This window comes from Nonomuraea soli (assembly GCF_013761175.1).
GTDB lineage: Bacteria > Actinomycetota > Actinomycetes > Streptosporangiales > Streptosporangiaceae > Nonomuraea > Nonomuraea soli.
This window is the reverse complement of the sequence record NZ_JACDUR010000007.1, coordinates 466,951-485,567: the sequence shown is the minus strand read 5'-3', so window position 1 is coordinate 485,567 and position 18,617 is coordinate 466,951. Positions and strand designations below refer to the sequence as shown.

Annotated in this window: 19 protein-coding genes; 14 read left to right on the top strand and 5 right to left on the bottom strand. The window is 71.3% G+C overall.

Translation table 11 applies throughout. The features are described 5' to 3' along the window. Position 1: 1 nt before the first annotated feature. The 6 genes from HNR30_RS34835 to HNR30_RS34810 are packed head-to-tail and all read left to right on the top strand — an operon-like array spanning position 2 to position 4,170. The gene (locus HNR30_RS34835) at positions 2-325 is read left to right on the top strand and encodes a PadR family transcriptional regulator (RefSeq protein WP_246379898.1); all 324 of its coding nucleotides are present in this window, start codon (positions 2-4) and stop codon (positions 323-325) included. After that, positions 322-1,200, top strand: a complete 879-nt coding sequence (locus HNR30_RS34830) for a hypothetical protein (protein WP_181614348.1) — start codon at positions 322-324, stop codon at positions 1,198-1,200. Before HNR30_RS34835 ends, HNR30_RS34830 begins: the two co-directional genes overlap by 4 nt. Before the next feature lie 37 nt (positions 1,201-1,237). Continuing rightward, positions 1,238-1,570, top strand: a complete 333-nt coding sequence (locus tag HNR30_RS34825; RefSeq protein ID WP_181614347.1) for a PadR family transcriptional regulator — start codon at positions 1,238-1,240, stop codon at positions 1,568-1,570. After that, positions 1,567-2,457 carry a hypothetical protein gene (locus HNR30_RS34820; RefSeq protein ID WP_181614346.1) on the top strand — a complete coding sequence of 297 codons (891 nt, stop codon included), beginning with the start codon at positions 1,567-1,569 and terminating at the stop codon, positions 2,455-2,457. The genes HNR30_RS34825 and HNR30_RS34820 overlap by 4 nt, the downstream gene beginning before the upstream one ends. A gap of 13 nt (positions 2,458-2,470) precedes the next feature. Next, entirely contained in the window at positions 2,471-3,310 is an 840-nt protein-coding gene (locus HNR30_RS34815) for a hypothetical protein (protein ID WP_181614345.1), read from the top strand. Further along, the gene (locus HNR30_RS34810) at positions 3,307-4,170 is read left to right on the top strand and encodes a hypothetical protein (protein ID WP_181614344.1); all 864 of its coding nucleotides are present in this window, start codon (positions 3,307-3,309) and stop codon (positions 4,168-4,170) included. The genes HNR30_RS34815 and HNR30_RS34810 overlap by 4 nt, the downstream gene beginning before the upstream one ends. A 4-nt stretch (positions 4,171-4,174) precedes the next feature. On the opposite strand, the gene HNR30_RS34805 is transcribed toward HNR30_RS34810, so the two are convergent. Continuing rightward, entirely contained in the window at positions 4,175-5,113 is a 939-nt protein-coding gene (locus tag HNR30_RS34805) for an ROK family protein (protein ID WP_181614343.1), read from the bottom strand. Continuing rightward, entirely contained in the window at positions 5,110-6,270 is a 1,161-nt protein-coding gene (locus HNR30_RS34800; protein ID WP_181614342.1) for an FIST signal transduction protein, read from the bottom strand. Before HNR30_RS34800 ends, HNR30_RS34805 begins: the two co-directional genes overlap by 4 nt. A gap of 77 nt (positions 6,271-6,347) precedes the next feature. Between HNR30_RS34800 and HNR30_RS34795 the strand changes: the two genes are divergently transcribed. Genes HNR30_RS34795 through HNR30_RS34785 form a run of 3 tightly spaced genes read left to right on the top strand, consistent with a single transcriptional unit; the run spans position 6,348 to position 9,424 of the window. Further along, the gene (locus HNR30_RS34795; RefSeq protein WP_181614341.1) at positions 6,348-7,769 is read left to right on the top strand and encodes a sigma 54-interacting transcriptional regulator; all 1,422 of its coding nucleotides are present in this window, start codon (positions 6,348-6,350) and stop codon (positions 7,767-7,769) included. A gap of 57 nt (positions 7,770-7,826) precedes the next feature. Next, positions 7,827-8,531: a hypothetical protein gene (locus tag HNR30_RS34790; protein ID WP_181614340.1), complete on the top strand. Its 705-nt coding sequence runs from the start codon at positions 7,827-7,829 to the stop codon at positions 8,529-8,531. Positions 8,532-8,584: 53 nt separating this feature from the next. Beyond that, positions 8,585-9,424, top strand: a complete 840-nt coding sequence (locus HNR30_RS34785; RefSeq protein ID WP_181614339.1) for an NmrA family NAD(P)-binding protein — start codon at positions 8,585-8,587, stop codon at positions 9,422-9,424. A gap of 6 nt (positions 9,425-9,430) precedes the next feature. Here the strand turns inward: HNR30_RS34785 and HNR30_RS34780 are convergent, their stop codons facing one another. After that, the gene (locus HNR30_RS34780; protein ID WP_181614338.1) at positions 9,431-12,286 is read right to left on the bottom strand and encodes an ATP-binding protein; all 2,856 of its coding nucleotides are present in this window, start codon (positions 12,284-12,286) and stop codon (positions 9,431-9,433) included. Between the two features lie 24 nt (positions 12,287-12,310). Between HNR30_RS34780 and HNR30_RS34775 the strand changes: the two genes are divergently transcribed. Further along, a complete protein-coding gene (locus HNR30_RS34775; protein WP_181614337.1) occupies positions 12,311-14,254 on the top strand; it encodes a vWA domain-containing protein in 1,944 nt (647 codons plus the stop codon). A gap of 126 nt (positions 14,255-14,380) precedes the next feature. On the opposite strand, the gene HNR30_RS34770 is transcribed toward HNR30_RS34775, so the two are convergent. After that, positions 14,381-14,794 (bottom strand): DUF6292 family protein, encoded by a 414-nt coding sequence (locus tag HNR30_RS34770; RefSeq protein ID WP_181614336.1) that lies wholly within the window; start codon positions 14,792-14,794, stop codon positions 14,381-14,383. 138 nt (positions 14,795-14,932) lie between these two features. On the opposite strand from HNR30_RS34770, the gene HNR30_RS49605 reads away from it, so the two are divergent. The 3 genes from HNR30_RS49605 to HNR30_RS34760 all read left to right on the top strand — a co-directional run bounded on the left by HNR30_RS49605 (position 14,933) and on the right by HNR30_RS34760 (position 16,445). Then, positions 14,933-15,055, top strand: a complete 123-nt coding sequence (locus HNR30_RS49605) for a hypothetical protein (protein ID WP_281389895.1) — start codon at positions 14,933-14,935, stop codon at positions 15,053-15,055. Positions 15,056-15,104: 49 nt separating this feature from the next. Continuing rightward, entirely contained in the window at positions 15,105-15,536 is a 432-nt protein-coding gene (locus tag HNR30_RS34765) for a hypothetical protein (protein WP_181614335.1), read from the top strand. 315 nt (positions 15,537-15,851) lie between these two features. After that, entirely contained in the window at positions 15,852-16,445 is a 594-nt protein-coding gene (locus tag HNR30_RS34760; protein WP_181614334.1) for a hypothetical protein, read from the top strand. Positions 16,446-16,461: 16 nt separating this feature from the next. Here the strand turns inward: HNR30_RS34760 and HNR30_RS34755 are convergent, their stop codons facing one another. Then, positions 16,462-17,601 carry a cystathionine gamma-synthase gene (locus HNR30_RS34755; RefSeq protein ID WP_181614333.1) on the bottom strand — a complete coding sequence of 380 codons (1,140 nt, stop codon included), beginning with the start codon at positions 17,599-17,601 and terminating at the stop codon, positions 16,462-16,464. A gap of 596 nt (positions 17,602-18,197) precedes the next feature. Between HNR30_RS34755 and HNR30_RS34750 the strand changes: the two genes are divergently transcribed. After that, entirely contained in the window at positions 18,198-18,581 is a 384-nt protein-coding gene (locus HNR30_RS34750; RefSeq protein ID WP_181614332.1) for a DoxX family protein, read from the top strand. Positions 18,582-18,617 lie beyond the last annotated feature (36 nt).

The following is an 18,617-nucleotide window of genomic DNA, read 5'->3' as shown; positions in this document are numbered from 1 at the left end:
CATGCCCAGGGGTACCGACGAAGTCAGCGAGCCGATGTACTTCGTGCTCACCGCACTCCTCGACGGCCCGCTCCACGGACACGCGATCATGAAAGTGGTCACCGACCTGTCCAACGGCAGGGTCAAGCCCTCCGTCGGCACTCTCTACGGCATCCTTGAGCGCCTCAGCGACCGCGGCGTGATCCTCGTCGACCGCGAAGAGATCGTCAACGGCCGCAGCCGCCGCTACTTCCGCATCACCCAGTCGGGCAAGAGCATCCTGGAGGCCGAGGCCAGGCGCATGCTGGAGGCCGCCTCCCTGGTCGTCAACCGCAACTACGCATGACGGTGCTCGAGCGCCGCTACCGCTGGTTACTGCGGTGCTATCCGCGCGCCTACCGCACGGCGCACGGCGGGGAGCTCCTCGACCTGCTGCTCGACTCCGCCGGCCCGGGCCGCCGGGTGCCGGAGGCCCGGGAGGTCGTAGGCCTGGTCTCCGGCGGCCTGCAGGCCAGGGTGCACGAGCTGGCCAGAGGCAACCCGTGGCGGGACGGCCTGCACCTGGGCATCACGGCGATCATGGTCGTCAACACCGCGGCGCTCCTGCCGTACCTCGGCTCGCTCCCGATCTGGGTCGTCGTGTCGCTGGCCGCCCTGCTGGCCATCGTGCGGGGCCGGACCCTCCTGGCCCTGCCCCTGGTCGTCGTGACGGGCGCGAAGGCCACCGCGATCGCGGCCGGCGCGCAGCTCTTCGAGCTCACCCTCATCCCGGTCTACCCCGACTTCCTGACCGGCCGCCCGCTCCACTCCACCACGGGTCCCCTCGCCGTCGCCGCGGGCTACGCCCTGGTAGCCGCCTCGCTGCCGATCCTGCGAGGTGTACGGCACACGCGGTCCGCGTGGTGGCTCGCGGCGCTTCCCCTCGTCGCCTGGGCGGGCCCGGAGTGGATCTCGGAGGGCGGGGAGATCTTCCCCCTGAGCCTCAACCGGCTGGTCCTTGCGGCGGCGCTCATCACGCTGGGCGCGTGGGCGGGCCACGTCTCGCGCGATCCGCGCTGGGCCCTGGGTTCCGCCCTCTACCTGCTGGTGCTGTCCACCGAGATGGCCCAGCACCTCGACTTCCTGTCGCGTCAGCACCTGGCCTACTGGGGCCTGCTCACCTTCGTCACCGTGGCCTCGGCGGCGTTGCCGTACCGGTATCGAAGGCACCCCCTGGATTGACTTGACGATACTACGCGCAACGAATTATGTTTCCGGCATGTCAAGGGGATCATCCGTCAGCGAGCAGACGTATTTCGTGCTCGCGGCGCTCCTGGACGGTCCGCTCCACGGGCACGCGATCCTCAAGAGGGTGGCGGAACTGTCGCAGGGCCGGATCATCCTCGCGGTCGGCACCCTCTACGGCGCGCTCGACCGTCTGGCCGGAAGCGGCGTGATCGTGGTGGAGCGCGAAGAGGTCGTCAACGGGCGCAAACGCCGCTACTTCCGCATCACGGAAGAGGGCAGCGGCCTGGTCCAGGCCGAGGCCAAACGTATGCAGGAAGCGGCCTCCGTGGTCACCAGACGCACACTCGGGGCGACCTTCTCATGAGTCGGCTCGAGCGCCGATACCGGTGGTTGCTTCGCGCCTACCCGACCGGTTACCGCTCGGACTACGGGGACGAACTCCTCGGTGTGCTTCTCGATCGGGCCGAGCCCACGAGAGTCAGCCCTCCGGTCAGGGAGGCCTGGGCACTGGTGCTCGGGGGCGTACGCGCCCGGATCGTCGAGGCGGCACAGGGGCCCGCCTGGACCGATGGCATCCATCTGGGTGTCATGGTGCTCAGCCTCTTCAACTTCGCGGTGCTGATCCCCTACGCATCGTCCGTCCCGGTATGGCTGGGCATGTCGGGCCTGGTGGTCCTGTGCGTGCTCCGCGGCCGGCTGGGCCTGGCCATCCCGCTGGCGTTGCTCACCGGCGTGAAGGTGGTCGCGATCACGCTCGGCAAGCCGTGGCTCGACGAGACCCTGCTCCCGGTCTTCGCCGACGCGCCCTGGGAGGGCATGCCCGCGCTGTACGGCAACGGCGGCCCGCTGGCGCCGCTGGCCTCCTGGTTGCTCATGATCCTCGGCCTGGTGGCGCTGGCCATTCGCGAGGAACGCCCGCGACGGCGTTCGTGGTGGTGGCTCCTCGCGGTGCCCCTGGTCGCCGGCACGGATCCGGCCTGGCTCGACCTGGTGGCGGGCAGTCCCGCCGCCGTGGTCCGGGTCGGGCTGGAGACCGTGCTCCTCCTGGCCGCCGTCTACGCCGGCCACGTGACCGGCGACTCCCGCTGGGGGCTGGCGGCGGCCCTGTACCTCCTGCCCGCCTCGGCCGTGCTCATCGAGACGATGGCCACGGCCGGACGGCAGGACGTGGCCCACTGGGGGCTCCTGCTCCTGCTCACCGGGGCGGCCACCGCGGTGCCGCTCAGGGCCCGGCGCCACGTCCTGCTCTGACCCCCCCTCTGCGATGAAGGCCACGCTTCTGATCCTTTCGCTGCTCCTGCTCGCCGGCTGCGCGACGCCGAGCCACGAGCGGGTCACGAGCGCGGGCACGGACAAACGCCAGGACCAGGAACTGGCCATCGCCGACTGCATGAAGCAGAAGGGCTTCAAGTACGTCCCGTACCTGCCACAGCCACGCGTCGACGACATACGGCGGCGCGCCGCCCAGGGCGATTACACCGCGCTGCGGCGGATCCGCGAGAAGTACGGCTTCGGGATCTTCGCCCGCTACGTGCACACCACCGACCCGTCGGCGGAGGGTGTCGAGACCCCCGACTCCAACCCCAACCACGAGCTGCGCAAGGCCCTGTCGGCCGCGCAGCGCAGGACCTACGACGTGGCCGCCGAGCGCTGCTTCGTCAACGCCGTGGGCCAGGTGCTCGGTGTCCCGGCCAGGTCGCGCGCCGACTACTACGCGCAGGTCGAGAGCAACAGGCAACGCAAGGTCGACGAGGTGCTCGACAGCGACCCGGAGCTGATCGTGCAGGCCGCGCTCTTCGCCGACTGTCTCAACCGCATCGGCCAGCCGGTCACGGAGAACAACCCGTCGAGCCTGGCCACCCACGGAATCCGGGCATGGACGGCCAAGCTCGAAGAGGTCGAGGCCCGCTACGCCGACCCCGCGACCGTCGGCGAGGTACCGCCCATCCCGCCCGAGGTGGCGCGCAGGCACTTCGAGCGTGAGATCAACACGGCCTTCCAGGACCTGGAGTGCGGCAAGAACTTCTACGCGGTGTTCAACCCCAAGGCCAACCGGCTGACCATCCAGGCCAACGCGGAGTACGGGCTGGGCGCCGAGCAATGAGGGCCAACGCTCCGGCCCTGGTGGCGGTGCTGGTGGCGGCGCTGCTGGTGTCGTGCTCGTCCGCGCCGGTGGCGGTCCCGGCCGGCCGGCCCACCTCGATGGCGGACCGGCAGCGCCAGCAGGAGGAGTACCGGGCCGGCTGCATGGAGCGCAGGGGCTTCAGATACCAGGTCTTCGTGCCCCGGCAGCCCGAGCCCTCCGCCGACGAGCGCGCGGCCCTGCTGGGCGACTACGAGGCGGGCAAGCGGGTGCGCTCCACGTACGGCTTCCGGGCCTTCGCGCGGTTCGTCTACCCCGACGACCTCAAGGCCGACACCTCCTCCGTCTATGAGAACAACCCCAACGACCGGATCAGGCAGCACATGTCGCCCGCCCAGAACGAGGCCTACCAGGAGGCCTCGGACGCCTGCTACATCGAGATGGTGCGGGCTCTCACCGGCAAGAGCGTCAAGGGCTTCGTCGACCACTTCGAGCGGGCGCAGAGAGCGATGGACGACGCGGCCTCGCGCGAGCTCGACGGCGACCCGCGGCTGGTCGCCCTGGCCAGGACGTACGGCGCGTGCCTGCGGGGCGAGGGTGTCGCGGTCACCTCCATCCTGCCGAGCAAGGTCGGCGCGATGGCCTCGGCAGGGGTCTACGCACGGCTGTGGGCGATCGGCAGGAAGCAGTTCCCCGAGATCCCCGAGGGCGCCAAGTACATGCCCGAGATCTCGGCCGGCGAGGCCCGGCCCTACCTGGAGGAGGAGATCGAGACCGCCCTGGCCGACCTGGAGTGCGGCAGGGATTTCCGGCCCCTGTTCAACCCGCGCCAGCTGGAGATCCTCGAACGGATCAGCCAGGAGTGGGGTCTCGACTGGTGACCACTCAGGCGTAGCGGTCGGCGGCCAGGATCAGCGCGGCGGCGCCCACGAGCCCGGCGTCCTGTCCCAGCGCCGCGGGCACCACCTTGACGCGCCGGGCGAACTCCATGCGGGCGTGCTCGCGCAGCGTCTCGTGCAGAGGGTCGAACAGCAGGCTCCCGGCCTGCGACAGACCTCCTCCGATGGTGACGACGTCCAGGTCGCACAGGTGGGTCGCGGCGGTGATGGCCAGCCCGAGCGCGCGGCCCGCGCGGCGGAAGGCCGCCAGGGCGACCTCGTCGCCCGCCCTCGCGTCGTCGGCCAGCGTGCGCCCGGTGACGGCCCTGTCCTCCTCGTACGGCACGGCGTCCCGGCTCGGGGCGGCGGCTCCCGGCTTCCATCCTTGGGCGAGCGCCCACTCGACCAGCGCGGGACCGCGGGCGACGGCCTCCAGACAGCCGCGGCCGCCACAGCCGCACGGCGGGCCGTCCGGCTCGACCACCACGTGCCCGATGTGCCCGGCGTTGCCGGTGCCGCCGTCGATCAGCCGGTTACCGAGGACGAGCCCGCCGCCCACGCCGGTGGAGACGACCATGCCGAGCATGTTGGCGCTCCCCTGCCCGGCGCCGCGCCAGTGCTCGGCCGCCGCCACGCACACGGCGTCGTTGTGGATGCGCGCCTCGCCGTACATCGCCTCGAGCCGAGCCCGCAGCGGGAAGCCGCGCCAGCCGGGCATGTTGAGCGGCGAGACCTCGCCGGAGGGCCAGAGCATCGGACCGCCGCAGCCGATGCCGACGGCGTCGGCCGGGCCGAAGGGCTCCACGAGCGCCAGGAGGGTCTTCCACAGCTCCTCGGCTCCCGCGCCCTGGGGCGTGGCCACGCGGCGGGAGCCGGCGACCGTGCCGTCGTCCGACACCAGCCCGGCGGCCATCTTGGTGCCACCGACGTCAATGGCGAGAATCATGAAGAGAAGACCAGGACCGAGGCCGTGAACCCATGCACGTGGTTGTGGCCGGCCACCGGGCCGACCTCGCCGGCGGCGAAGAATCCGGCCACCCCGATCGGCCCGAGCGTGTCGCGTACGGCCACGGCGTCGTGGTCGGCGCTGCCGAACATCGCCGATCCCCTGCCGTTGCAGGAGAACAGCAGGGCCCCGTCGATGCGCCCCAGCTGGGCGCGGTGGGCGTCGAGCAGGGCGTGCAGGTCCTCGTCCGCGGTCTCGGCGTCGCGCACCTGGAAGCGGACGGTGCGCCCGATCTCGACGACGTCGCCGATGGCCACCGCCTCGCGCTCGGGGTCGATGCCCAGGACCCCGCGGATCAGGAAGTCACCGCGTTCGTGCCGCTCGGCGTACTCGTCCATGGCGATGCCGATCTGCAGCCCGGAGGCCACCAGCTCGCGGTCGTCCTCGTCGAGGTCGCTGACGATGTCTTCCAGGCGGGCCAGCGCGGGCTGCCCGGCCAGCTCCAGCAGCAGGTTGTCCTCGACCCTGGTGACGGCCATGGTGGGCCCGATCGGGCGGCAGCCCTGGCTGACGACGGTGCTGACGTTGATCTCGCCGCTGATCAGGACGCCGATGGCGCCTTCCGTGTAGACCTCGCCGTCGGCGAAGAGCCTGACCGAGTCGCGCCCGCGCAGGCCGTTGGCCAGCCCGCCGATCAGGGGCAGGTCGCCGAGGACCTCGCCCGAGCGCTCGACGAAGGCGTCGGTCGGGAAGCTGTAGGGGTCGGCCAGCAGGATGGCGACCCGGTCGTCGGGGTGTCGCTCCGGGAGTCCCACGACGACGAAACGGTCCTCCGCGGTCAGGGTCTCCAGCTGGAAGGTGGTCAGTCTGGCGCCGTCGAGGGTGGCGGCCCAGGCGCTCACCGAGGGAACGAGTTCCACCCCGTGCCCGTCGCCGATCACGCCGGTGGCGCTGCACCCGATGACCATCGCGTCTCCGGCCACGTCCATGGCCCGCAAGCCCGCCAGGGTGACGTCGTCGGGATCCTCACCGCAGACGAAGAAGCAGACCAGGTCGGCGGGTCCGCTGAGTCTCGACAGGGCCTGGCCGACCGCGGACTCGGCCGCCGTCACCAGGTCCGTTCCGACGGACAGGCCGTCGGCGAAACGACTCGTCAACACTGACACATTGCCTATCTCCCCATATCGGAGGGAAGCAGTCGTACGAATTAGTCAAGATCCGAAATAGCGCCACGATGCGAACCGCCCGCCAGCCACGTAGTCTCGACTCCGTGCACCAGCCACGAAATCTGCGCGAGTTGCGAGGAAGCGGTCACGTCCATCGCACCGTGAAAGCCGAGATACGCGCGAACCTGCTGGCCAGGCTCCGGGCAGGGCAACCCCGTTTTCCTGGCATCGTGGGCTTCGACGACACGGTCCTGCCGCACCTGGAGCGAGCCCTGCTGGCCGGTCACGACCTGGTCCTGCTGGGCGAGCGCGGCCAGGGCAAGACGCGGCTCATCCGCACCGTCACCGGGCTGCTCGACGAGTGGACCCCGGTCGTCGAGGGCTGCGAGATCAACGACCACCCCTACGAACCTTCGTGCACCCGGTGCCGGCGGCTGGCCAGGGAGATGGGCGAGGAGCTGCCGGTCGCCTGGAAGCACCGCGACGAGAGGTACGGCGAGAAGCTCGCCACCCCCGACACCAGCGTGGGCGACCTGATCGGCGACATCGATCCCATCAAGATCGCCGAAGGGCGCACCCTGGGCGACCCCGAGACGGTCCACTACGGCCTGGTCCCCCGGACCAACCGCGGCATCTTCTCCGTCAACGAGCTTCCCGACCTGGCGGAACGCATCCAGGTCTCGCTGCTCAACGTGCTGGAGGAGCGCGACATCCAGGTGCGCGGCTACAACCTGCGCCTGCCGCTCGACATCCTGCTGATCGCCAGCGCCAACCCCGAGGACTACACCAACCGCGGGCGCATCATCACCCCGCTGAAGGACCGGTTCGGCGCCGAGATCCGCACCCACTACCCGCGGTCCGTCGAGGACGAGCTGGAGCTGATCCGCCAGGAGTCACGTGCCGACATCGGCGCGGAGGTGCCGGGCCACCTGATCGAGGTGCTGGCGCGCTTCACCCGGCTGGTGCGCGAGTCCAGCGCCGTCGACGCGCGTTCCGGCGTCTCGGCCCGTTTCTCGATCGCCGCCGCGGAGACCGCCGCCGCCTCCGCCGTACGCAGGGCCGCCCTGACGGGCGAGGAGCAGCCGGTCACCCGCGTCTGCGACCTGCCCGTCGTGGTGCACAGCCTGCGCGGCAAGGTGGAGTTCGAGGTCAGCGAGGAGGGCAGGGAGCTGGAGGTGCTGTCGCACCTGCTGCGCCGGGCCGTCGCCGAGACCTTCCGCTCCCACCTGGGCGGCATGGACCTGGCCGCGCTGACCGACAGGTTCGCCGAGGGCAACCAGGTCGAGTCCGGTGAGCTGGTGCCCGCGGGTGAGCTCCTGCGCCGCATCGGGCCTGTGACGGGACTGGCGAAGATCATGTCGCGCCTGGGGCTGGAGGAGGAGTCACCCGGTCACGCCGCCGCGGCCCTGGAGTTCGCCCTCGAAGGGCTCTACCTGATGCGGCGCCTGTCGAAGGACGACGTCGACGGGGTCACCGTCTACCGGACGTGAACATATCGGCGGGTTCGTGCGTCCTACGGGTGTCCGCAATCTCGGGGGAGTCCCACTATGCACCTGCTCGCCGTGTCCGCCCTCGCCCTCGGCCTCGTGGCCGCGCCGACCACCGCCCCCAAGGTGGTGTACGGCTACGCCTGGGCCGACGGGACGAACAAACTTCGCATCCTGCCCACCTCCGCCACCAACGCCAAGCAGCGCTACACGCTCAAGCTGAAGAAGGGCGCCAAGGAGCTGCGCCTCGACTACGCCAAGGCCTCCTACCGGCGCGTCACCGTCGCCTGCGACCGCAAGGAGACCGAGGGCGAGGTCAACGTCGACAAGCTCGGCCGCGGCAAGACCCCGTGCAAGGCCAAGGATCTCGCCTTCACGCTCGGCCAGGGCCCGGTGGCCGTGCGGCTGGAGTACTCCGGCTCCAAGGCCACGCGGGTGACCGAGATCATGACGTCCGCGCTCAGGTTCACCACCGTCCAGGGCACCGCCTCACGCGCCGGTGACGGCACCCTGCTCTTCAAGGGCCGCAAGCTCGGCTACACCTGGATGAGCAGCTTCTACCGGGTCACGGCCAAGTGCCGCGACGGCTGGCTGACCGGCGAGCCCGTCAACGCCTCCCGCGACGGCCTGGGCACCAAGCAGTGCACACACACCGACCTGAACCGCATCTCCAAGACCTGGAAGTACCCGGTGCTGGTCCAGCTCTCCTACGAGCCGGTCAGCGGGTACGTCTCCGAGCTCTGGGAGGTCTTCGGCGACGCGTAGCGGTCCGCTAGAACCGTTTTAGCGCCTCCTGGGCACAGACCTTGGGAGGAAAGATGACGATTCTGGTGACCGGAGCGACCGGGACCGTGGGACGCAGCGTGGTCGAGCAGCTGGTGGCGCGCGGCGAGAAGGTCCGCGCGCTGACCCGCGACCCGGCCGCGGCGAGCTTCCCCGACGGCGTCGAGGTGGCCCGCGGCGACCTCAGCGACCCGGCCGGCCTCGCCCCCGCCTTCGAGGGCGTGACCGCGGTGCACCTGTACACCCTCAACGGCACCGAGGCCCTGGAGACGGGCGCCGAGATCGTGGCCCTGGCCGTCAAGGCCGGTGTCCGGCGGGCGACGGTCCTCAGCAGCTGGGAGGAGAACTCCGTCGAGGAGGCGCTGCGCGCGTCCGATCTCCCGTGGACGCAGTTGCAGGGCGTCGAGTTCATGAACAACGCCTACATCGACTGGGCCGACTCGATCGCGGCCGAGGGCGTGGTGCGCGTCTTCGGCAACCAGCCGAGCGCGGTCGTGCACGAGGCCGACATCGCCGCCGTGGCCGTCGCCGCGCTCACCGGCCCCGGGCACGAGGGCGAGGTCTACATGATCACCGGCCCCGAGGCTCTCACGACCGAGGAGCGGGTGCGGATCCTGGGCCGGGCGATGGGCCGGGAGCTGCGCTTCGAGCAGCTCACCGAGCAGCAGCTGCGCGACCAGATGGCGTCCTGGGGCGCCGAACCCGACTACATCGAGTTCGCCGTCCAGCTCGGGCTCAACATGCCCGAAGCGGGCAAGACCGTGCTGCCGACGGTCGAGGCGGTCACCGGGCGGCCCGCCCGCACCTTCGCGCGGTGGGCCGCGGAGAACGCGGACCGCTTCCGCGACCACCAGGTCCAGCAGGCGGCCTGGTAGGCGCTTTCACAGCCGCCAGGCGGTCTGCGCCTGCGGCTGGTAGCGGCAGGTCGCGCCGGTCGACACCGCCGTCCTGAGGTGCGCGGCCAGCTCGGGGTGGCGTTCGTCGAGGTGGCGCAGCGTGTAGCGGATACGGTTGGTGACCGCCTTGCGCGCCCGCTCGGCCTCGTCGCCCAGCCGCCGCGAGCGCCCGCCCAGCCCGGCCGCCCGGCGCAGCTCCTGGAGCAGCGCCTGGCGTTCGTGGTCGAGGCGGGCCACCCGTTCCGTGTCGTCCCGTACGGCCGCGCGGTCGATCTCGTCGTCGAGCTGCTCCAGCCGCCTGCGGTACGACGCCCTGGCCGTGTCGTCGAGCACCGCGTCGCCGCCCATGCTCCGCGACGCGACGACCTCCTCGCCTCCGGCCGGATCGAGCATGCGCACGGCGGAGATCTCCGCCCCCGGTGACGACAGCAGCAGGTGCAGGTCGCGCAAGCCCTTGGAGTCGGGCAGGCGCACCGTCCTGCCGGCGAACGACAACGTCCACACCTCGCCGTCGAGGCGGAAGACGTGGTCGCCGGGGCGCGGAAGCCGTACGGCCATGCCGATGGCCAGGGCGTCGCGCTCGACCTCGGCGGCCAGCTCGGCCGGGTCCTGTCCCCTGGCCCGCATGACCTCGGTCAGGCGCGCGCGGGCCTCGACCGACCACGGCAGAGCGCCCAGCCGGTCGGCGGCCCGCCAGGCCTCGGTGAAGCCCTCCGCCGCCTCGTCCCAGCGTTCGAGCGCGGCGTCGAGCACGGCGATCCAGTGCACGAACGGACCGTCCACGCTGATGGTCGCCGTCAGCGCCCACTGGCCCGCGTACGGCTCCAGCGCGGCCCGCGCGTTCGCGATCAGCGACGGGTCGCCGGTGAGCGCGGCGGCCTGCGCCTGGAAACGCAACCACAGCGGCGACATCCAGCGAAGGTACTGCTCGTCGCCGGCCATGACCTCGGCCAGCAGAGCCCTGGCCCTGGCCGCCTCGCCCCGCTGCACGGCCGTGACCGCGCGGAAGAGCCCGGTGTGGAGACTGCCGCCCGCCTCCATCTCGGCCAGCACGGCGTCGGCCTCCTCGTGCCGGCCGCGCAGCAGCTCGACCGACCACAACTGCGTCCACCGCAGGTCGTCGCGGCTGATCGCGGGCTGCTCACCCAGCTCGTAGGCGGCCAGCGCGAGTTCCTGCGCCTCGTCGAAACGCCCGGTGAGCGCGGCCACCAGGCGGCGCTCGATGAGCGCCTCGTGCTGCTGCACAGGCAGCTCGGCACGGGCCAGGACCGTGCGGTGCGCCTCGGCGTAGCGCGGGTCACCCCGCTCCAGCAGGGCCGAGAAACGCCAGGAGGCCACGTCGACGGCCAGCTGCCCGTCCCCGGCGCGCCGGGCGATCCCGGCCAGCCGGTCGAGCAGCTCGCCGCGCTCGTCCAGGGTGCCGGGGCCCCAGATCGCGCCGAGCCGTGACAGCAGGGCGTAGGTCAGCTGCTCGTCGTCGGTGGCCTGCTCGGCGAGCAGCAGGCTGAGGTCACGGGCGGCACTGTCGAGGCCCTCCCCGGCGTCGCGCACCAGCTCGCCGTGCGCGCGCCGCACGAAGTCCGCCCACTGGCCGGGCTCGGCGAGGTTCAGGTCGTGGCACTTCAGCGCGGCCAGCGCCAGCAGGTCGGGCTGGTCGAGCGCGCGTGCCATGCCCAGCGCGTCGTCCATCGCCTTGCGCGCACCCGCCACGTCACCCGCCCGGTGCAGGGCCGTACCCAGCTCCAGCCCGATCTCCGCTCGCGCGCGAGGCTCGCGGGACAGCTCCAGCGCGCGGGCGTAGTGCAGGGCCGCCTCCTCCGGCGCCAGGCGCGACCCGGCGTCACGGCCCGCCGCCATCAGCAGGCCGGGCGCCTCGTCCGACCCCGCGAGGAAGGCGTGCTCGGCCCGCTCGGCGGGCGGCGCCCCGGCCAGGGCACGCAGGGCCGCCCCATGGCGGGCCGCACGGTCGGTCAGGGAGTCGTAGAGGCTCTCGCGGATGAGGTCGTGCACGAACAGGAAGCCGCCCGCGTCCGGCACGATCAGCGCCGCCACGACGGCCTGGTCGAGGTCCCTGGCCACCTCCCTGCCCATCGCCGTGCCCAGCACGTCGGCGCGGAAGCGGCGGCCCAGCACGGCCGCCGTGCGCAGGGTGTCGAGCACCCGCTCGGGCAGGCGCGACAGACGGCTGTCCACCACCGCGCTGACGGCGCCGGGCAGGGCCGCGCCGCCCTGCCACAGGCGCGCCAGCTGCTCGACGAAGAACGGATTGCCCCCGGCCCGCTCGGCGATCTGCTCGACCAGGGCCTCATCAGGCTCGTGACGGGTGGTCGCGGCGATCAGCTCGGCCACCTCCCGCCTCGACAGGCCCCCGGGGGTGACCGTCGTCGCCTTCAGTGCGAGCGCCGGGCTCAGCTCCACCTCGCCGGGGCGAAGGGTGGCCAGCACCAGCAGGCGCTCGAACCAGGTGTGCTGGACCACGAACTCCAGCAACCTGAGGGAGGCGGGATCGGCCCAGTGCAGGTCCTCCAGGACCACGACCAGAGGACTCTCCCCCACCAGCAGCCCTGTCACCGTGTCGTACAGCTCGAAGGCGCTGTCCGCCGACCTGACCACGCCGTCGTCGGCGCCGAGCGCCCTGAGCACCTGGATCCACGGCCAGTAGGCGGGCGCGCCCTCCCAGCACGCACCGCCCGCGATCCTGGCGCCCCGTACGGCCTCGGCGACGAGCGTGGACTTGCCGATGCCGGCCTCGCCCGAGATCAGGACGAGCCCCCCGTGGCTGGTCGCGGCGCGTTCGAGTGCCGTGCGCAGGATCGCCAGTTCCCCATCTCTGCCGATCATCAGGAAATAACGTAACTTGAGGGCATGGCCTACCGCTATGGCGAGTACCACGACGGCCCCGACCCCCTGGCTCCGCCGTACGATGTGCGCGCCGCCCTGGACGAGATGGGTGATGCCATCCTGTCCGGCTCCACCCCGGTTCACGCCCTGCGCGACCTGCTCAAGCGCGGGTTGCCCGGCATGCGTGACAACCGCGGGCTCGACGACATGCTGCGCGAGGTACGGCGGCGCAGGCGTGAGCTGCGCGAGCGCGGGCGGCTCGACGGCACGCTGGAGCGGGCACGGGCGCTGCTCGACCAGGCCATCGGGCAGGAGCGGGCCGAGCTGTTCCCCGACCCCTCCGACGACGCGCGGTTGCGCGAGGCCGAACTCGACAGCCTGCCCGACGACACGGCGAGCGCGATCCAGGAGCTGACCTCGTACGAGTGGCGGTCGGCGGCGGCGCGGCAGACGTTCGAGGAGCTGCGGGCGCTGCTGCGGCAGGAGGTGCTCGACAGCCAGTTCCGCGGGTTGCGCGAGGCGCTGGCCAATCCCGATCCGGCGGCGATGGAGCGCGTGCGCCAGATGATGGGCGAGCTCAACGACATGCTGGAGGCGGATGCGCGGGGGGAGCACACGCAAGAAGATTTCGACCGTTTTATGTCGAAATATGGTGATCTCTTTCCCGAGCAGCCCCGGAACCTCGAAGAGCTCGTCGACCAGCTCGCCAGGCGCGCCGCCGCCACCCAGCGCATGCTCGCCTCACTCACCCCGCGCCAGCGCGAAGAACTGGCCAACCTCATGGCACAGACCCTCGAACAGGCCGGGCTCTCCGACCAGATGCGCCGCCTCGGGCAGCAACTCCAGACCCGGCGGCCCGACCTGGCGTGGAACTCCCCCGAACGCATGACCGGCGACGACCCCATGGGCATGGGCGACGCCGTCACCGCACTCGAGGAACTGGCCGACCTCAACCAGCTCGAGTCGGCACTGCGGCAGGACTACCCGGGCGCCCGCCTCGACGACATCGACGAAGACTCCATCCGCCGCGCCCTGGGCCGCTCCGCCGTCGACGACCTGGAGGCGCTCAAGCGCGTCGAGCGCGAACTGGAGGAACAGGGCTACCTCCAGCGGCGGCGCGGCAAGCTCGAACTCACCCCCAAGGCCGTACGCCGGCTCGGCGAGACCGCGCTGCGCCGCGTCTTCACCTCCCTGGAAGCCGGCCGCCGCGGCGACCACGACCAGCACGACGCGGGCGCCGCAGGCGAGCTCACCGGCGCCTCCCGGCCCTGGCGGTTCGGCGACGAGCAGCCCATCGACGTGGTGCGCACCCTCGTCAACGGCATCCGCCGCACGGGCAGCACCATCCAGCTGTCGGTCGACGACTTCGAGGTCGCCGAGACGGAACGGCGCAGCGCGGCGGCCGTGTGCCTGCTGGTCGACCTGTCGTACTCCATGGCCCTGCGCGGCACCTGGGCCGCCGCCAAGGAGACCGCGCTGGCGCTGCAGACACTCGTCGCGTCCAAGTTCCCCCAGGACGCGGTCCAGATCGTCGGGTTCTCCAACTACGCGCGGGTGCTGCAGCCCGACGAGCTGGCGGGACTCGACTGGGACATGGTGCAGGGCACCAACCTGCACCACGCGCTGCTGATCGCGGGACGGCACCTCGACCGGCACCCCGACTTCGAACCCGTCGTCCTGGTCGTCACCGACGGCGAGCCCACCGCGCACCTGCTGCGCAACGGGCAGTCGGCCTTCGAGTGGCCGCCGTCGCGGGAAACGCTGGAGCTGACGCTGGCGGAGATCGACAAGATGACGCGGCGGCGGGCGACGATCAACGTGTTCATGCTGGCCGCGGACGAGCGGCTGAAGGAGTTCGTGGACGAGGTCGCGCGGCGGAACGGGGGGCGGGTGTTCTCTCCCAGCGCTGAGCGGCTTGGAGAGTACGTGGTGAGCGACTTCCTGCGCCAGCGCAGGATCCGCCGCTGAGAGACCCACCTTCAGTAAGGCGGGCCCGCCTTCAGTGCCCGGGCCCGCCTTCAGTGCCCGGGCCCGCCTTCAGTACCCGGGCCCGCCTTCAGTACCCGGGCCCGCCTTCAATGCCCGGGCCCGCCTTCAATGCCCGGCGCCCCCGTAGTAGTCGAGCGCCACGTCGAACCCGTCGCGGGCGTTGCGGTGGGACCGGTAACGCGGCCGCCATGCCGTACACCCGCCCACCCCCGCGCGGGCGTCGGCGAGCGCGTCGGGCACCCTCGCGGGACGCGGCAGCAACCCGCCACCCAGATAGCGCACCCCGGTCAGCTCCGTGTGCCGCTCCGGCCCGCCGGCGACGAACTCGCCCAGCCTCCAGCCGCTCTCCTCGTCCCACACCAGCGCGAACCCGTCGCCGAGCAGGATCGTCACCTCGCGCGGATCACACGGCCCCATCCACCACTCGCTCGCGTTGAGCTCGTCGATCACGTGGCGGACGTACGAGGTCGGCTGGGTGAGCCATTCATCTGAATAGGGGTCGACATGCCTGACGGCCACGACGGCACTCCTTTGTGCCCAATCGGTAAGGGAAAACAGCAGCACTCCAGCCTACCCAAGCTGAACTAATTGGATTGCCCGAGCGTCTAGTCATTACGGACGATATTTCGGAGCGTCTCGGGGAAGGAGGGGTGCCTTATGATCGCAATGATTCTTCTGGTCCTGATGATGGTCGTCGCTGTCATCGCTTGGGAGACGTGCATGTACCACTCCTCGGACGTCGAGGAGACCCCGGTCGTGGACGCGCCTCCCGCTGAGTGAACGAGTGTCGAGTCTCCTGGGCGGATCCCGGGAGACTACTCTCAGCGGCATGCCTTCCGTCCTCATCTGGCTGCACGTCGCCGTCGCGGTCTTCACCGTCGGCCCCTCCACCGCGCTGACCATGTCGGCTCCCCGCGTCATTCGCACCAAGAACGTCGCCGTCCTGCAGAATCTCCAGCGGATGAACAGGATCTACAGCATCGGCGTCCTGGGTGTACTGCTGTTCGGCATATGGGCCGGCATCGCGATCGGCGATGGAAAGCTCGGCGAGTGGTACATGACCGCTTCCATGACGCTTTTCATCGTCGCCCTCGTGCTGCTTTTTCTGATCGACCGCGACCTGCGCATCGCCGTACGGGTGCTGTCCAACGAGACGCCCAGCGACGACGCCAAGGTCCAGAACGGCCGCATCGCCGCACTCAGCGGCATCGTCTCGCTGATCTGGCTGGTCATCCTGTTCTTGATGGTCGTGCCGGAGTAGTGATCCGCCCGCGCGTGAAGACCGGCGTCCCCCGCCGGTCTTCACCAGTTATCCACAGGCTGTAAATGACCATGTTCGGGCCGTGACACCATTCTGTGCATGCGCCCCCGCACCCCCTCCCCGTGCAGCACTTCCCCGCTTAGCGCCACGTCGCTTAGCGCCACCCCGCGCAGCGCCACCCCACGCAGCGCCACCCCGTGCAACGCCTCCCCCTGTAGCCCTTCCCCGTGCAGAGCATCCCCTCGCTCCCTCCCCGGCGGCACCGCCCACGCACGCCCCCCCATCGCCGTCGCCCTGGCTTTCGCCCTCGGCCTCGTGCTCCTGGTCACAGCGCTCCCGGCCACAGCATCCCCCGCCCGCAACAGCCTCCAGCCGCCGCCCCCTCTCGACGGCTTCGCCATCACCCACCTGCCACCGGGCATCGGCCCTCTCGTCAGCGACTTCACCTACGAACCCGACGACGGCGACGGGGACGGCGACGGGGACGGCGACGGGGACGGCGACGGGGACGGCGACGGGGACGGCGACGGGGACGGCGACGGGGACGGCGACGGGGACGGCGACGCCACGTTCACCTCCCGCGTCTGGGAACGCGCCACCCGTCAGGGCCACACGGTCGACCTCACCGTGATCGTCATCCGCGCCACCCGCCTGACCACCCTCGCCGCCCTGCGCACCTACATGAGCGCCCACCACGACCGCCCACCCACCACCTGGCACGCCACCCGCATAGGCCCCCACCAGGCCTTCCGCGACGCCACCCACGTGTTCTGGCTCCCCACCCCCGGCGTCGCCCTCTCCGTCCGCATCGCCCCACGCTTCGCCGCCGCCGAGCTCACCGCCACCGCCGAGGGCATCCGCCCCGCCCCCACACACCAGAAACCCCCGGCCTCGCGACCGGGGGCATGATCTCTGGGCCTGCCTACTACCCCAACGCCTGGCTGAGATCGGCCAGCAGGTCGTCGATGGTCTCGATGCCCACCGACAACCGCACGAGATCCGCGGGCACCTCCAGCGGGGAGCCCGCCGCCGACGCGTGAGTCATCCGCCCCGGGTGCTCGATCAACGACTCCACCCCGCCGAGAGACTCCCCAAGGGTGAACAGCTTGGTCCTGTTGCAGATCTCCACCGCCTCCGCCTCGCCCCCTGCGACGCGGAAGGAGACCATCCCGCCGAACCTCTTCATCTGCTTGGCGGCCACCTCGTGACCGGGGTGCTCGGCCAGGCCCGGGTAGAGCACCTGCGTCACCCGAGGGTGCGCCGTCAGCAGGTCGACGACTCGCTCGGCGTTGTCGCAGTGCCGGTCCATGCGCACGCCGAGCGTCTTGAGCCCGCGCAGCGTCAGGAACGAGTCGAACGGCCCAGCCACCCCGCCCATCGCGTTCTGGTGGTAGGCGAGCTGCTCGCCCACCTCGGCGGAGCCCGCCACGAGCGCCCCGCCGACCACGTCGGAGTGCCCGCCCACGTACTTCGTGGTCGAGTGCACGACGATGTCGGCCCCGAGCTCCAGCGGCCTCTGCAGGTACGGCGAGGCGAAGGTATTGTCGACGACCAGCAACGCTCCGCAGTCGTGCGCCAGCTGCGCCAGCCCGGCGATGTCGGCGATGCCGAGCAGCGGGTTGGTGGGCGTCTCGACCCAGATGAGGCGCGTCTTCGGCGTCACCGCCGCCGCGACAGCGTCGAGGTCGCCCAGCGGCACCGGGTCGTAGTGCAGCCCCCAGCGCTCGTTGACCTTCGCGAACAGCCGGTAAGTGCCGCCGTAGGCGTCGTTCGGGATGACGACGTGGTCCAGCGGCTTGCACAGCGCGCGCAGCACCGTGTCCTCGGCCGCCAGCCCGGAGGCGAACGCGAGACCCCGCGCCCCGCCCTCCACCGCGGCCAGGGCCTCCTCCAGCGCCGTCCGCGTGGGGTTGGCGGAGCGGCTGTACTCATATCCGGAGCGCAGCCCGCCGACACCGTCCTGCTTGTAGGTGGAGGTGGCGTAAATGGGCGGCACGACCGCGCCGGTCAGCGGGTCGGGCTCCTGCCCGGCGTGGATCGCCAGCGTCTCGAAACCGTTGCTCATACCGCCACGCTATCCCGGACCCGCCCCGACCCACTGCACCACTTCCCCACCGGCCCCGTCCCACCACCCCGCCACCTCGCCCTACGCCGCCGCCTCTCCCTACGCCGCAACCCTCGCCCGAGGGCGCCACCCGCCCCACGATGCCTCCTCGCTACACGGCGGCACCCACCGCACGCCACCATCCCGCCGTACCCGCGCCACCCCACCGCGCATGCCGCCCTGCCCTGCCACCCTGCCCTGCCACCACGTGCCGCCATGCCCCTGCCGCTGTGCCCTGCCGCCACTCCGCGCCACTCCTCTCAAGCGTCGCTTCCCGGCCCAGCCCCGCCCCAGCCCCTCCCGTGCCCCGCCCCTCTCCCTCGGCCCCTCGCCCCTCGGCCACTCGGCCGCTCAACCCCTCGACCCCTCGGCCCACGCTCGACGTTCGACGCTCGCCGCTCGAACGCCCCCGGCCCCAGCCCCCCAAACTCCAACGCCCGACAACGAGCGTCGGCCGCCCCGACGAGGGCGACTCGGGCAGGGGCGATGTCACTGGCGTAGGCGCTGTCTCGTCTAGAGGGGTGAGGACGACGACTTCAGGTCAAGGAGCACACACCATGAACCTCGCACTATGGATCGCCACCGGAGTGCTGGCCCTGATCGCGCTGGCCGGCGGTGTCACCAAGCTGTTCGTGCCCAAGGACAAACTGTCGGCCGCCTCCGGTGGCGGCTGGACGGCGGAGCGGAGCGTTGGGTTCGTCAAAACGTTGGGCGCCCTCGAAATCCTGGCCGCCGTCGGCTTGATCCTCCCTGCGGTCCTGGACATCGCGCCGATCATGGTGCCCGTGACCGCGGGCTGCTGGGTGCTGTTGATGATCGGCGCGATGATCACCCACGGGCGGCGCCAGGAGTTCGCCCTTGTAGCCGTGAATGTGTTCTATCTCCTGATTGCGGCGTTCGTCGCGTGGGGTCGCTTCGGCCCTGGTTCGTTCACCGCCTGACCTCTGGTCTACCGTGATGACGATCGGGCAGGAAGG